The following is a 13,031-nucleotide window of genomic DNA, read 5'->3' on the forward strand; positions in this document are numbered from 1 at the left end:
AGGCTATGATGGAAGGTCAGGTTATTTTCTATAAAGGCGAAAGAATCCTCTACCGGCATCATATCGATGTGCAGGAGGACGACTATTCAAAGGGCGTAAACGATGCCCTCATCGCCTTCCAGCGCAACTATGCCGGTTTCGACCTGGCAAGCGACGACATCCATATACGCTTCAGGAAGCCCGGCGAGGTATAAACCGGGCTGCGAAAGCGATATCGGGCGGTTGTCAGGCTGATGTCCAATATGTCAGCGCCTGTCTCAGGCGAAAGCCGCTTCGCGCGCCACGCGCGGGATGTCCGCGCGGGAAAGACCGAGATCACCAAGTTCGCGATCGGTGCAACCGTTCAGCTCGCGCAGGTTTTCACGATACTGCATCCAACGGTGGAAGTGGGTACGAAGTGTCATGGCGGTATCCCCTTTTTTATCTTCCTCCCGACGTGAAGCTTCCGCCTTTTCTCTCCCCGTGAGAAGTGCATATCCCGCATGGCTGCGTTGCCTTCACGGAAATCCTACTGAACAAGTTGCAATATAGCTTCTCTGGGACAGCCAATACTTTCCAATAAGAGAAATTCCGGTTAGACCCGATTGAGACAATCCTCAGTCGAGACGAACCGGTAGCAATGAAGAAAACCCTCATCATCGTTGGCAATGCTCCCCTGCCCCGAGACCTTTCGAAGGAAGTCGATGCGGCTGATTTCGTCGTTCGCTTCAACGAACCGAAGCAATCGATCGGCATGAGCGGCACCCGAACCGATCTTCTGATGCTGGCGACGTCCAGCAAGCCGATGCAGCGCCGTCTCCGCGATCCCGGTTTCATCCGGACCCCGACCTTCAGGGCGGCGAAAGAGGTCATGCTCGCCTATCATCCGAGCATTATCCGCATGTATCACCCCAAGCCCAACATTCTTTCCCGCCTCAAGGGGCGACGCAGCGACTGGACAATGGAAACCGTCGAGGTCGTCGGCGCGGCCGGCAAGGAAATACGAATCATGCCGCCGCAATTTTACGTTGCCGGCTGCAGGGAGCTGGGCGTGACCGAGGATAATATGAGCAAAGCCTTTCCAAGCACTGGCTTTTTTGGCATCTGGTACATGCTTGGAAAATGCCCAGTTGAAAGCTGGGATGTAAAAATCTGCGGTTTCACCTGGGAAGGATGGAAGCGCCACACGTGGGGCGACGAACGTTCCTGGATTGAGAAACAGGTAGAGGCAGGCCGCATCAGCCTGCTCCAGTAATTGCCAGCCGCCACATTATTTCCGGCGGCGAAGTGGAACGATCACGGCGAAATCTCTCTAAAGGAGTATCTGAATGAGTGAACCGTTACGCATTTTCATCGGCTGGGATTCCCGCGAACCCATCGCATATGAAGTCGCGAAGGCATCCGCCCTGAAACATTCGTCCATCCCCCTGGAGATCGTGCCGATCAAATTGCAGGATCTGGTCGGTCAGGGTGCCTATACCCGCGACATCGACCCGCTCGCATCGACGGAGTTCACTTATTCGCGGTTCTTCACGCCATGGCTGGCGGGCTATAAGGGCTGGGCTCTTTTTTGCGATTGCGATTTTCTTTTCCTCGGCGATATTGCTGGCCTTCAATCCTATAACGATCCATCGAAGGCGGTTTATTGCGTGCAGCACGACTATCAGCCCAAGGACAGCGTGAAGATGGACGGCAAGGTCCAGACGAGCTATCCGCGCAAGAACTGGTCATCGTGCATGTTGTTCAACTGCGGTCACCCTTCGACCCGCCAGCTTACGCCGGAGCTGGTCAATCGCGAGACGGGTGCTTATCTGCACCGTATGCAATGGGCGGCGGACGATGAAATCGGTGCGCTCCCGACGGAATATAACTGGCTGGAAGGCTGGAACGAAAAGCCGGCAAGCGGTCTGCCGAAAGTCGTCCACTATACGCGCGGCGGCCCCTGGTTCAAGGATTGGCAGAATGTCGACTATGCCGATTTGTGGCGCGCGGAAGCGGATGCGATCGAGCCGGGCTGGAAACCTGCCTGACCTCGAAAAAGCTGAAGCTTTTTCCCGCGCTTGAAGGTAAATGGGGATCATGATCGAAAAGCGACCCGACATAATCCCCGCTGACGGCCCGGCCAGGGCCGTCAAGGCGTTCATCATCCATCTGGAGCGCGCCGGAGACCGGCGGCCCCAGGTCGAGAAACTTATCGAAAAGCTGCCTGTCGAAGCCGAGGTCGTGGATGCCGTTGACGGGCGCAGCCTCGATGCTGCAACGATTGCACGGGTTTATCGGCGGTCGGTGCACAAGCCCCGGTATCCGTTCCAGCTCAGCACAAACGAAATCGCCTGCTTTCTTTCACACCGCAAGGCATGGCAGGCGATTGTCGATCAGGAGCTGGAAGCCGGTTTCGTTATCGAAGACGACATCGAACTGACCTCACAATTCCAAACGGCATATGCGGCTGCATGTGAGGTGCTGAGCGTAGACAGTTTCATCCGCTTTCCGTTTCGCGAGCGCGAAACCGGCCGCGAGGTGCTGAGCGAGCGGGATGTGCGGATCATAGAACCCGCGCCCGTCGGCCTCGGCATGGTTGCCCAACTTGTCGGCCGTGAGGCGGCGCGAAACCTGCTTGCGGCCACCGAAATCTTCGACCGGCCTGTCGATACGACCGCGCAGATGAACTGGATCACCGGACTGAGGCCGCTTTCCGTATTGCCGGGCGGCGTTACCGAGGTTTCAGCCCGCCTTGGCGGCAGCACCATCCAGAAATCGCGCTCGCTGCCCGACAAGCTGAAGCGGGAGATATTGCGCCCGCTCTACCGCTGGAAGATCAAATCGCGCTCACGCGCCGCGCAATGAGGTTCCACGTGCTAATACCGGTCCTTCTCTATCATCAGATCGACATCCCGCCGAAGCGTCGCGCGCCCTTTCGCAGCATGACCGTGCATCCGGATCGCTTCCGCAATCAGATGGCGTGGCTGAAACGGCTGGGCTATCGCGGATTGTCGCTCAGGGACGCCATTCCCTATATTTACGGGGGCAAGCAGGGCAAGGTCGCGGTCATTACCTTCGATGACGGGTTCGAGAATGTACTGCGAAACGCCGCGCCCGTTCTGGAGGAGTACGGCTTCACCGCCACGAATTATTTCGTGGCCAACCAGATCGGCGGCTTCAACCTCTGGGACCAGCCGGTCGGCGTCGCCCGTGCGAACTGCATGAGCCAGACGGAAATGCGAGAATGGGCAGGTCTGGGCCATGAAGTCGGATCGCATACGCTGGACCACGTCTTTCTGCCGGATACCAATGCGCAGGAGGCCACGGCCCAGATCAGCCAATCTCGCGCCAGAATCGAGGATATGCTGGGCGAGGAAGTCGTGTCCTTTGCTTATCCCTATGGCGGAGAGAATGGCGCGACGCGCGAGATTGTCGAAGCTGCGGGCTATAAATATGCCGTGACGACAGAAAGGCGCCGGGCCCGGCCCACCGACGATCCGTTCGGCATCCCGCGCCTGACCATCAGGCGCAACGATATCTGGCTGCAGTTCCTGGCGAAAACGCTTATGCGGTAATGTGCGCCTTCAGCGGGACCGGCCGTCAATTTCCGCGATATCCGCCATGAAGCCGCGCTTAACAAGACATTCCGGTCCGGTATAGTGTACGGACCCCTCATAGAGGAGTGACAGTTCACTGGAAAATCGTTCGTTCTCGACGATCGCCCGGTAATGTTCGGACCCGCCGGCGTGTCCCTTTTCGAGCGCGATCCGCCTGAACTCCTCGAGCGATAGCGAGGAAAAGCGGTAATGCAGCAGCGCACCGGTCGCAGGCAGGAAATTGCGGACGCAAGGTCCGGGCCCGTGGATGCTGCCGCGACGATAATCCGTGTCCCTGTCGACCCAGATGAGAGGGAACTTCGACAGACGCATACTGCGGCCGAACAGCCGCTGGCGCGGCCCGCCACGGAAAGCCACGCCGAAACGCTCTGCCTTCGCCGTATAGCCGTCTCCGTCAAAATGCGACGAAATCTCGAAGGGGTATTTCGTCCCGTCATCGGTGAAGACGCCGTCGCGCAGAAGGCCTGCCGGATACATATCGATCATCGGCGCAAGGCAGCGGTAAATGCCTTTCTCTTCCAGTTCGTCGATGAAACCGAAAATGTTGCGCTGTTCCATGCGCGGAAAGACGAAAAACTCATCGGCATCCACCGAGAGATACCAGCGCCCGCGTCCGTAGAGCGTGAACAATGCATCCCGCCATACGCGACCGCGATCGGCTTCGGAATATCGCAGCCCTGAAGCGAAAAGATCGACATCGCCGGCTTCCGTCAGAATATCGAGCGTGCCGTCATCGGACCTGTCATCGACGACGATGAAACGGGTTACACCCAATCCACGATAATATCGAAGAAACGACCTTAGATAAGGGGCAGCGTTACGAACCACGCAGACCAGAGGCAGATCGTTCGGCCGCAAGGCTTCCGGCTCTCCTTTCACGGAGGCGAGCACGGCCTCATGTTTCCTGTTCAAGGCTGACAGGCGCAAATGGCGTAGTTTCAACCTAAGGTATCGCGTCGGCGAAGCGTGCCAGTATGCGGTCCAGTCTTCCGGCCTGGAAACTGGATAATTCATCACCGTATGCCTTGATTTCATGTAAGCGCCAAGCTGTCAGAGGATTGCCTGAAATAGCTGGCGTTTTCTATGCTTTCGTTCAAGCGCCTCCATGACGAAACCGATCACTTCGCGCAATATCCCGATATGCTTCGTGAACGCCCACAAGGAGAGCTCCCGAAGCCGGAATGACCCCATCTAGAGCGGTTCCTGTTTAAATGGAATCGTTGGAACCGCTCAATCTATTTGTTTTTACGCATTTCCGGACGCAAAACCGGTTCCCACTTTTGCTGGAAATGCTCTAGTTGATTTCAATCAAGGCTGCTTCATCAAAACGTGGCAAATTGCCCACCATTGCGCCATGGACGGCTGGAGCCAAAAGCGCTAGTAAGACACAGATTAAGGAGCGCATTATGGACTATCGCCGTTTTTTCGAAGAAGCGATCGACCAGCTGCACGCCGAGAAACGTTACCGCGTTTTTGCCGATCTTGAGCGTATCGTCGGACGTTTCCCCCGCGCTATCTGGCGTAACAATGGCACCGCACGCGAGATCACCGTGTGGTGTTCCAACGATTATCTCGGCATGGGCCACCATTCCGATGTGATCGACGCCATGTGCGGCACGGCCAGCGTGGCAGGTTCCGGTTCCGGTGGCACACGCAATATTTCGGGCAACAATCACCCGCTGGTCGAACTGGAAACGGAACTCGCCGATCTGCACGGCAAGGAAGCCGGTCTCGTTTTCACCTCGGGTTTCGTATCCAACGAAGCTTCGATCTCGACGATTGCCCGCCTGTTGCCAAACTGCCTGATTCTGTCCGACGAGCTGAACCACGCTTCCATGATTGAAGGCGTACGCCGCTCCGGTGCGGAAAAGAAGATTTTCCGTCATAACGATGTCGAACATCTCGAACAGCTTCTGAAGACGGCTGACCGTTCCCGCGCCAAGCTGATCGTGTTCGAATCGGTCTACTCCATGGATGGCGACATCGCGCCCATCGAGAAGATTGCCGATCTGGCCGACAAATATAACGCCATGACCTATATCGACGAGGTCCATGCGGTCGGCATGTATGGCGCACGCGGCGGCGGTATCACCGAACGCGACGGCCTCGCACATCGCATCGATATCATCGAGGGCACCCTGGCCAAGGCATTCGGCGCTCTTGGCGGCTACATTACCGGCTCACGCGCGATTATCGACGCCGTGCGCTCCTATGCGCCGGGTTTCATCTTCACGACGTCCCTGCCGCCGGCGGTTGCCGCAGCCGCAACCGCGGCCATCCGGCATCTGAAGACGTCGCAGGTGGAACGCGACGGCCAGCAGCGTCAGGCGCAGCGCGCCAAGGATGTGCTGTCCGCGGCAGGTTTCCCGGTCATGCCGTCGGAAACGCATATCGTACCCATTCTGGTCGGTGACCCCGAGCTTTGCAAGAAGGCAAGCGACCGCCTGCTCGACGTTCACGGCATCTATATCCAGCCGATCAACTATCCCACCGTCCCGCGCGGAACCGAGCGCCTTCGCATCACGCCGTCGCCGCTGCACGACGATGCGCTGATCGACGGTCTCAAGGATGCACTGGTGGAAGTGTGGGACACGCTTGGCATCCCCTATGCGGAACCTGCCATTTCCCAGCCCGCAAGCTCCGAGCGGATTATTCCGCTGATGGTGTCGAAGGCGGGTGGTTAGAGCACCGATCTGATTGGGTAAAAGGCCGGCTTGACCGGCCTTTTTCATGACCTCAGAAGATTAATCCGGCCACGAGAGCCGCGAGGTACAGACCCGCGCCAAACCAGAGATGCGTCACGACGCTCCATCCCCTGCTGACCCAGGGCTTCGGCGTCTTTCGCGCCGCGATCCCCGCGCCCATTCCCGGCTGCATGATGAAAAATGGAGCAGCAACGGTTGTCAGTCCGAAGACGAGCGCTGGCAGAAGCCGTGGCGACTGCATCCACTCCAATCCGCAAGTCGCGACCAGAATGGCCGCGAACAGCACGCCGATAGCGTAATGAACGCTCCAGCCCAGAATTTTCTCGCCCTGAACCGGCGGGCTGGCTCCAATGCGCTCATGCATGAAGCGCCCGCGCAGCATATGCCCGAACCAGCGCCCCACCAGCCCATAATCCATGTTTGCAACGCCAAACAGCCACCCTCTGGCCACCGTCCAGATATCCGTGACGAGTGTTGCTCCCGCACCGATGAAAACGACCTGAAAAACAAGCATTTACCTTCCCTTTCCACTTGCGCGGATATTCGAAAGGGCTAATCCTACAAGTTAAAGCCGACTTGAGGTCAATATGAAAGATATGGACATTGCGGAGGTTGCCAGGATGACGGGTTTTCCCGCGTCGACCCTGCGCTATTATGAAGAAAGGGGGCTTATCGCCTCACACAGCCGCCGGGGCCTGCGCCGCGTTTTCGATCCCGGCGTTGTGACTAAACTGTCCCTGATCGCCCTCGGTCAGGCTGCGGGTTTTTCGCTCGACGATATTGCGGGCATGTTCGGGCCTGACGGCCGTGTATCGATCAGCCGGGAAACCCTTTCAGCGAAGGCCGACGATCTTGACCGCACAATCGCACATCTGGCAGCGCTCCGGGACGGGCTGCGCCACGCAGCCACGTGTCCGGCTGAAAGTCATATGGAATGTCCGACATTCCAGCGTCTTATGAAGGTCGCCGCAAACCGTTCGCCTCGCGCCAGTTCAACGCGAACGCGGTGAAGTCAGAGCTTTTCGATCCAGCGTACGAGCCGTTCGGCGGCTTCGTCTACCTGTTCCGGGTCGCGGCAGAAGCACAGGCGGAAGAAACCTTCTCCGCCAAGTCCGAAGGCGCTGCCCGGAGCGAGACCGACATTGGCTTTGTCCACCATGTCGATGGCCGCTTCGACCGAATTCGTGACCCCATCGACACCGAAAAAGAGATAAAAAGCACCCTGCGGCGGCGCCAGGCGCACCTTACCCGTCGATTGCAGGGCCGCGAACAGGCTGTCGCGCGTGGACCTGGCCCGCTCGACCTGCATGGAGATGAAGCCGTCCCCCTCATCGAGCGCGGCAACGGCTCCGCGCTGCATGAACTGCGCCACCCCGGAATTCGAATACTGGATCAGGTTTTCGATAACCGGGCCGAGCGATGGATGCACCGTCATCCAGCCCAGCCGCCAGCCGGTCATTGCCCAGTTCTTGGAGAAGGAGTTGACGAAGATGATACGGTCGTCCGGCTCCATGATATCCATGAAGGACGGCGCGCGACCGCCGCCATAATGAAAATGGGTATAAATCTCGTCGGCAATGATCCAGAGGCCGTGTTTGCGGGCAAGATCGAGGATGAATTGCAGCGTCTCGCGATCCGCCGTCCAGCCGGTGGGATTGGACGGCGTATTGATGAAGAGTGCCCGCGTGCGCGGCGTAACGGCGGCGGCGATCTTTTCAGGATCGAGCACCCAGCCATTGGCGCCAAATTCCAGTTCGACCGGCACGGGCACGGCCCCCGCAAGTCCTGCCGCGCCGACGAAGTTGGGCCAGGCGGGCGACAGGTAGATCGTTTCCTCGCCCGCGCCCATGGTGGCCGTGATCGCCATGTCGATCGCGTGCATCCCCGACCCGGTGACGTAAAAATTCTCAGGCTTCAACGGCAGTGGGAAATGGCGCGAATGATAATGGGCCAGAGCCTGACGCAGTTCAGGAATACCGGCCTGCCAGGTGTAGAATGTCTCGCCGTCGACAATGCCCTTCTGGGCCGCGTCGCGGATGAAATCCGGCGTAGACAGGTCGCCCTCGCCCACCCAGAGCGGAATGAGACCTTCGCGTCCGCGTCCGTGATTGGCAACCGCCACGATACCACTTTCCGGCGATCGGGCAGCTTCCCGACGAAGATTGGCGATGAGCGTCATGATTTCCCCGTTAAGGATTATGATTTAGAGCCTGAATCAAAAAGCGGCATGTGTGTGCGAAAATGGTGATTTTCGAGTAGCGGAGCTTGAATAGTACTGGACGTACATGAGCACCGGAACGCAGAAAATTGCCATTTGCAGCCGCTCATGACGCCTTTTCGAACGGACTCCTGGACCTCGTGCTTACCAAGGCAGACAGCCGAAATCACGCGGCATTTTGTGATGATCCGATCAAGCGAATTTATGGATCAAAAGAAAACGGAGCCAAAAGGCTCCGTTCCATTCGATTATACGAAACGATCAGGCTTTCTTTGCAAGAAGATCGCGGATCTCCGCCAGCAGCACTTCTTCACGCGGCGCTTCCGGCTCCGGCTGCGGCTTTTCTTCTTCCTTCTTCTTCAGACGGTTCATGGCCTTGACGACAAGGAACAGAACCCAGGCGATGATCAGGAAGTTGATGAGAAGCGTGACGAAATTGCCATATGCGAGCGTTGCGCCAGCTTCACGGGCTGCGGCCAGCGTGGACTTCGGTTCGCCCGCCAGCTGAATGAACATATTCGAGAAATCCATACCGCCGGTAATCAGACCGATGATCGGCATGATAATATCGTTGACGACGGAATTGACGAGGCCACCGAATGCCCCGCCGATGATGACACCGATGGCCAGATCGACCATATTGCCCTTCAGAGCGAATTCCCTGAATTCCTTTAGCATTAGCCTGTCTCCCTCACGAACGCGAACCGCTATAATGGGCCGTCTATGCGACCGGCGTTCGCCAAATCAACTGGGCACCAGATGAACTGGCGGCGGACAGCAGAACGTTTTCCCGAACGAAAGCCGGTCTGCCTGTTTTCGTGCGAACCTGACGGAAAAACGACGTTCTTTTCCCAGGCTGCATTTCCAGTGTGTAGGCGAAAATTATCAAAGAAAAGATAAAGCAGCGGGAATGCACTGTTTTTTCGCCAATAATCTTGCGTGAAACCTTCGAAAGTGCTTGCGTCATTTCGTGCCTGAGTGAGCGAGGGAAGGAACGAACCGGCTATGCAGGGCTGGGGAATTATCGGTGTCGCCTTTTTCTATCTGCTGCTGCTGTTCGCCGTTGCCAGTATCGGTGACCGGCGCACTTCGCACTGGAACATCGCCCCGCGTCCTTACATCTACGCGCTCAGCCTCGCCGTCTATTGCACGTCCTGGACGTTTTTCGGTTCCGTGGGGCTTTCCGCGCAACGCGGCCTCGAATTCCTCGGAATCTATATAGGCCCGATCCTCGTCTTCACGCTCGGCAACAGGTTGCTGCGGCATATCGTGCGGCTGGCCAAATCGGAACACATCACGTCGATTGCCGATTTTCTCGCGGCTCGCTACGGGAAAAGCTTCGGCGTGGCCTCACTTGCGACCTGCATCGCCGCCGTCGGTTCGATTCCCTATATCGCGCTCCAGCTCAAGGCCGTTTCCGGAAGCGTCGGCCTTGTCATGGAACATTACGGCGCGGCGGTCGGACCATCGGTGTTTCTCTTCGGCGACATCTCGCTGCCGGTCGCGGCCGTCCTGGCCGTGTTCGCCATTCTTTTCGGCACGCGCCACACCGACGCGACGGAACACCAGAACGGTCTCATTCTCGCCGTGGCGCTGGAATCCGTCATAAAGCTCTGCGCCTTCCTGACCGTTGGTTTTGCCTGCACCTTCTTTTTGTTCGGCGCCCCCTCGCAGCTCATCGACCAGATATCGCAATCGTCCGCCGCACTGGAAGCGTTTCACTACGAAACCTCCATCGGAACATGGATCGTCCAGACGGCGCTGAGCGCCGCAGCCATCATCATGCTGCCGCGACAGTTCCATGTGGCGGTCGTAGAGAGCCGCAGCGAAAAGGAGTTGCGCACAGCTTCCTGGCTTTTCCCGCTCTATCTGGTCCTCATCAACATCTTTGTGTTTCCGATTGCGCTGATCGGTGCGATGACGCTCGGCAACAGTGTCAGCGGCGACCTTTACGTTCTGGCATTGCCGTTGTCAGCCGGTGCGCACTGGCTCGCACTCGTCGCGTTTCTCGGCGGGCTTTCGGCAGCGACCGCCATGGTGATCGTCGCGTGCGTCGCGCTTTCGATCATGATTTCCAACCATCTTGTGCTGCCGCTTTTCATCCGCAGGCTGGCCAAACGCCACGCCGCCGAACAACGCGACCTGACCAAGATCATCCTGAATACGCGCCGCCTCACCATCATCGGCATTCTGGCGCTGGCATTCGCCTATTATCGCTTCACGTCGAACAATATCCATCTCGCATCCATCGGCTTCGTTTCCTTTGCCGCCATCGCGCAATTCGTGCCTGCCTTCATCGGCGGACTGTTCTGGCGCAACGCCAATGGGCGCGGCGCGATGCTGGGGCTCTCGGCAGGTTTTCTCATCTGGGCCTATACGCTCCTGCTTCCGACCATCGCGCCGGAAGGGGCGGCCATATTGCGTGACGGCTTTCTTGGTTTCACGGCGCTTCGTCCCGAAGCGCTCTTCGGGACGAACGCACTGCCGCTGACCAATGGCGTGGCGTGGAGCCTGGCGGCAAATACACTGTTCTACGTGCTCGGCTCCCTGTCGCGCGCCTCCACACCGCTCGAACGCATTCAGGCGAGCATCTTTTTGCCGCGCTATTTCATCGCCACGCCGACGCTCAAGCGCTTTCGGACGACCGTGACCGTTTCGGAACTCAAAACGACCATGGGGCGATACCTTGGCGCCGAACGCGTCGAACGCGCATTTCTGCGCTTCGAAGGGCGGGAGCAACGCCGGCTCGATCCGGGCATGACCGTCGACACCCCCCTGATTCGTTATGCCGAACAGCTTCTCGGCACGGCGGTCGGCTCCGCATCGGCACGGCTCGTTCTGTCGCTGCTTTTGCAGAAGAGCGACGCCTCCGGGCGCGATGCGCGACAGCTTCTCGACGACGCATCCACCGCATTGCAGCAAAACCGCGACCTTTTGCAGACCGCTCTCGACCAGATGGAACAGGGGATCACCGTTTTCGACAAAGACCTGCGGCTGACCTGCTGGAACCGGCAATTTCGCAAGCTTTTCGACCTGCCGGACGAAGTGATGCAAGTCGGGATTCCCGTGTCGGAAATCGTGGAATATCTGCGCCGCCGCGGAGACATCGCCTTCAATGCCCAGAACGGCGTCATTCGCTCCCTGGCCGCAGTGCGCCAGCCTTTGCGCATGACCATGAAGTCCACCGGAAAAGTACTGGAAGCTCAGTCGAACCCGATGCCGGATGGTGGCATCGTGGCGACCTACACGGATATAACGGCGGCTGTCGAAGCGGATGTGGCGCGCCAGAAAGCCGCCGAACTTCTGGAACAGCGTGTGGCTGACCGCACGGCGGAACTGACCAGCGTCAACCAGAAGCTTGCCAAGGCGCAAACCGCAGCGGAAGAAGCCAATCAGGGCAAGACCCGCTTCCTCGCAGCAGCAGGCCACGACATCCTCCAGCCGCTCAACGCCGCGCGACTTTACAGCACCGCCCTTGCCGAAAAACTCGGGCGCTCCGAAATGAGCGAATTCGCCCGCAATATCGACTCGTCGCTGGAGGCCGTCGAGGCCATTCTGGGCATGGTGCTGGATATTTCCCGTCTCGATACCGGCTCGCTGAAACCGGAGCTGTCCACATTTCGCCTCGACAAGCTGATGAGCCAGATCGCCACGGACTTCACGCCTCTTGCCGCCAGGAAAGGGCTGAAACTGCGCGTCGTACCGTCCAGCGTGATCGTCAGGACCGACCGCAACATGCTGCGGCGCCTGATCCAGAATCTCGTCTCGAACTCGATCAAATACAGCCGCAATGGCGGCATATTGCTGGGTGTCCGGCGGCGGGGAACCTTTGTGGAACTACAGGTTCTCGATACGGGGATCGGCATACCGCCGCAGAAGTTGAAACTCGTTTTCCGCGAATTCACACGGCTGGACGAAGGGATGCAGGAAGCCGAGGGGCTTGGCCTCGGTCTTTCCATCGTCGACCGTATCGCCCGCCTGCTTTCGCTGCCGCTTTCGCTGTCATCCTCGCCCGGCAAGGGCACGACGTTCACATTGCGCATTCCGGTCTCAAACGAAAAAGTACCGGCTGACGATGTGAAGAGCCGACGCGGGCTTCAACGCGCCTCGGAACTGACGGGGCTGAACGTGCTTTGCATCGACAACGATGCCAGCATCCTTTCGGGAATGGAGACCCTGCTTCACGGATGGGGCTGCCGGGTCACGACCCTGCGCAACGGCGCCGCCCTGAAAGATTACTGTTCCGGGCAATCCGTTCCGCCCGACGCGATTGTCGCGGATTATCATCTGACGCATGAAAACGGGCTGGATATGATCGGCTTCACGCGCGAGACCTTCAGGATAGAGATTCCGGCCGTGCTGCTGACTGCCGACCGGTCGAAGGAGGTGCGCCAGCGCGCCGAAGACGAAAACGTCACCGTCCTGCACAAGCCGCTGCGACCGGCGGCGCTCCGTTCGCTGCTGTCGCTTTTTCACCATGCGAGACAGGACATCGCCTCGGCACAGAGCGCCGCACAATAGCGCGTCGAT

13 protein-coding genes and 1 pseudogene are annotated in these 13,031 nt (G+C 58.5%); 8 read left to right on the plus strand and 6 right to left on the minus strand.

Going from position 1 to position 13,031, the window contains the following annotated elements; translation table 11 throughout:
• The first annotated feature begins 8 nt into the window (after nucleotides 1–8).
• Nucleotides 9–194, plus strand: a complete 186-nt coding sequence (locus FHS76_RS10735) for a hypothetical protein (RefSeq protein WP_183651956.1) — start codon at nucleotides 9–11, stop codon at nucleotides 192–194.
• Between the two features lie 63 nt (nucleotides 195–257).
• Here the strand turns inward: FHS76_RS10735 and FHS76_RS10740 are convergent, their stop codons facing one another.
• Entirely contained in the window at nucleotides 258–404 is a 147-nt protein-coding gene (locus FHS76_RS10740; protein WP_183651959.1) for a DUF1127 domain-containing protein, read from the minus strand.
• 215 nt (nucleotides 405–619) lie between these two features.
• On the opposite strand from FHS76_RS10740, the gene FHS76_RS10745 reads away from it, so the two are divergent.
• The 4 genes from FHS76_RS10745 to FHS76_RS10760 all read left to right on the plus strand — a co-directional run bounded on the left by FHS76_RS10745 (nucleotide 620) and on the right by FHS76_RS10760 (nucleotide 3,536).
• A complete protein-coding gene (locus tag FHS76_RS10745; RefSeq protein ID WP_183651962.1) occupies nucleotides 620–1,234 on the plus strand; it encodes a glycosyltransferase family 29 protein in 615 nt (204 codons plus the stop codon).
• A gap of 73 nt (nucleotides 1,235–1,307) precedes the next feature.
• Nucleotides 1,308–2,009: a glycosyltransferase gene (locus tag FHS76_RS10750; protein WP_183651965.1), complete on the plus strand. Its 702-nt coding sequence runs from the start codon at nucleotides 1,308–1,310 to the stop codon at nucleotides 2,007–2,009.
• Nucleotides 2,010–2,058: 49 nt separating this feature from the next.
• Nucleotides 2,059–2,826, plus strand: a complete 768-nt coding sequence (locus FHS76_RS10755) for a glycosyltransferase family 25 protein (RefSeq protein WP_183651968.1) — start codon at nucleotides 2,059–2,061, stop codon at nucleotides 2,824–2,826.
• Nucleotides 2,823–3,536, plus strand: a complete 714-nt coding sequence (locus FHS76_RS10760) for a polysaccharide deacetylase family protein (protein ID WP_210306071.1) — start codon at nucleotides 2,823–2,825, stop codon at nucleotides 3,534–3,536. The genes FHS76_RS10755 and FHS76_RS10760 overlap by 4 nt, the downstream gene beginning before the upstream one ends.
• A 9-nt stretch (nucleotides 3,537–3,545) precedes the next feature.
• Here the strand turns inward: FHS76_RS10760 and FHS76_RS10765 are convergent, their stop codons facing one another.
• The gene (locus FHS76_RS10765) at nucleotides 3,546–4,469 is read right to left on the minus strand and encodes a glycosyltransferase family 2 protein (RefSeq protein WP_328700471.1); all 924 of its coding nucleotides are present in this window, start codon (nucleotides 4,467–4,469) and stop codon (nucleotides 3,546–3,548) included.
• A gap of 515 nt (nucleotides 4,470–4,984) precedes the next feature.
• On the opposite strand from FHS76_RS10765, the gene hemA reads away from it, so the two are divergent.
• The gene (gene hemA / locus FHS76_RS10770) at nucleotides 4,985–6,262 is read left to right on the plus strand and encodes a 5-aminolevulinate synthase (RefSeq protein WP_183651977.1); all 1,278 of its coding nucleotides are present in this window, start codon (nucleotides 4,985–4,987) and stop codon (nucleotides 6,260–6,262) included.
• 52 nt (nucleotides 6,263–6,314) lie between these two features.
• Here the strand turns inward: hemA and FHS76_RS10775 are convergent, their stop codons facing one another.
• The gene (locus FHS76_RS10775) at nucleotides 6,315–6,797 is read right to left on the minus strand and encodes a DUF2938 domain-containing protein (protein WP_183651980.1); all 483 of its coding nucleotides are present in this window, start codon (nucleotides 6,795–6,797) and stop codon (nucleotides 6,315–6,317) included.
• 73 nt (nucleotides 6,798–6,870) lie between these two features.
• Here FHS76_RS10775 and FHS76_RS10780 point away from each other — a divergent pair, with 73 nt between their 5' ends.
• Nucleotides 6,871–7,293, plus strand: a complete 423-nt coding sequence (locus FHS76_RS10780) for a helix-turn-helix domain-containing protein (RefSeq protein ID WP_183651983.1) — start codon at nucleotides 6,871–6,873, stop codon at nucleotides 7,291–7,293.
• Nucleotides 7,294–7,295: 2 nt separating this feature from the next.
• Here FHS76_RS10780 and FHS76_RS10785 read toward each other — a convergent pair whose 3' ends face one another.
• From FHS76_RS10785 to mscL, 3 genes and pseudogenes are all read right to left on the minus strand, one after another.
• Nucleotides 7,296–8,462: a pyridoxal phosphate-dependent aminotransferase gene (locus FHS76_RS10785; protein WP_183651986.1), complete on the minus strand. Its 1,167-nt coding sequence runs from the start codon at nucleotides 8,460–8,462 to the stop codon at nucleotides 7,296–7,298.
• 25 nt (nucleotides 8,463–8,487) lie between these two features.
• Nucleotides 8,488–8,597: pseudogene (locus tag FHS76_RS10790) on the minus strand (flagellar basal body P-ring protein FlgI); the annotation flags it as partial.
• 165 nt (nucleotides 8,598–8,762) lie between these two features.
• A complete protein-coding gene (gene mscL / locus FHS76_RS10795) occupies nucleotides 8,763–9,179 on the minus strand; it encodes a large conductance mechanosensitive channel protein MscL (RefSeq protein WP_183651989.1) in 417 nt (138 codons plus the stop codon).
• Nucleotides 9,180–9,506: 327 nt separating this feature from the next.
• Here mscL and FHS76_RS10800 point away from each other — a divergent pair, with 327 nt between their 5' ends.
• The gene (locus FHS76_RS10800) at nucleotides 9,507–13,022 is read left to right on the plus strand and encodes a PAS domain-containing hybrid sensor histidine kinase/response regulator (protein ID WP_183651992.1); all 3,516 of its coding nucleotides are present in this window, start codon (nucleotides 9,507–9,509) and stop codon (nucleotides 13,020–13,022) included.
• Nucleotides 13,023–13,031 lie beyond the last annotated feature (9 nt).

This window comes from Brucella daejeonensis, assembly GCF_014199265.1.
GTDB classification, from domain to species: domain Bacteria; phylum Pseudomonadota; class Alphaproteobacteria; order Rhizobiales; family Rhizobiaceae; genus Brucella; species Brucella daejeonensis.

Bases quoted from the DNA above. Each gene is read 5' to 3' on its own strand.
- FHS76_RS10735 (WP_183651956.1), top strand. From the start codon at position 9: ATGGAAGGTCAGGTTATTTTCTATAAAGGCGAAAGAATCCTCTACCGG.
- FHS76_RS10740 (WP_183651959.1), bottom strand. From the start codon at position 404: ATGACACTTCGTACCCACTTCCACCGTTGGATGCAGTATCGTGAAAAC.
- FHS76_RS10745 (WP_183651962.1), top strand. From the start codon at position 620: ATGAAGAAAACCCTCATCATCGTTGGCAATGCTCCCCTGCCCCGAGAC.
- FHS76_RS10750 (WP_183651965.1), top strand. From the start codon at position 1,308: ATGAGTGAACCGTTACGCATTTTCATCGGCTGGGATTCCCGCGAACCC.
- FHS76_RS10755 (WP_183651968.1), top strand. From the start codon at position 2,059: ATGATCGAAAAGCGACCCGACATAATCCCCGCTGACGGCCCGGCCAGG.
- FHS76_RS10760 (WP_210306071.1), top strand. From the start codon at position 2,823: ATGAGGTTCCACGTGCTAATACCGGTCCTTCTCTATCATCAGATCGAC.
- hemA (WP_183651977.1), top strand. From the start codon at position 4,985: ATGGACTATCGCCGTTTTTTCGAAGAAGCGATCGACCAGCTGCACGCC.
- FHS76_RS10775 (WP_183651980.1), bottom strand. From the start codon at position 6,797: ATGCTTGTTTTTCAGGTCGTTTTCATCGGTGCGGGAGCAACACTCGTC.
- FHS76_RS10780 (WP_183651983.1), top strand. From the start codon at position 6,871: ATGAAAGATATGGACATTGCGGAGGTTGCCAGGATGACGGGTTTTCCC.
- FHS76_RS10785 (WP_183651986.1), bottom strand. From the start codon at position 8,462: ATGACGCTCATCGCCAATCTTCGTCGGGAAGCTGCCCGATCGCCGGAA.
- mscL (WP_183651989.1), bottom strand. From the start codon at position 9,179: ATGCTAAAGGAATTCAGGGAATTCGCTCTGAAGGGCAATATGGTCGAT.
- FHS76_RS10800 (WP_183651992.1), top strand. From the start codon at position 9,507: ATGCAGGGCTGGGGAATTATCGGTGTCGCCTTTTTCTATCTGCTGCTG.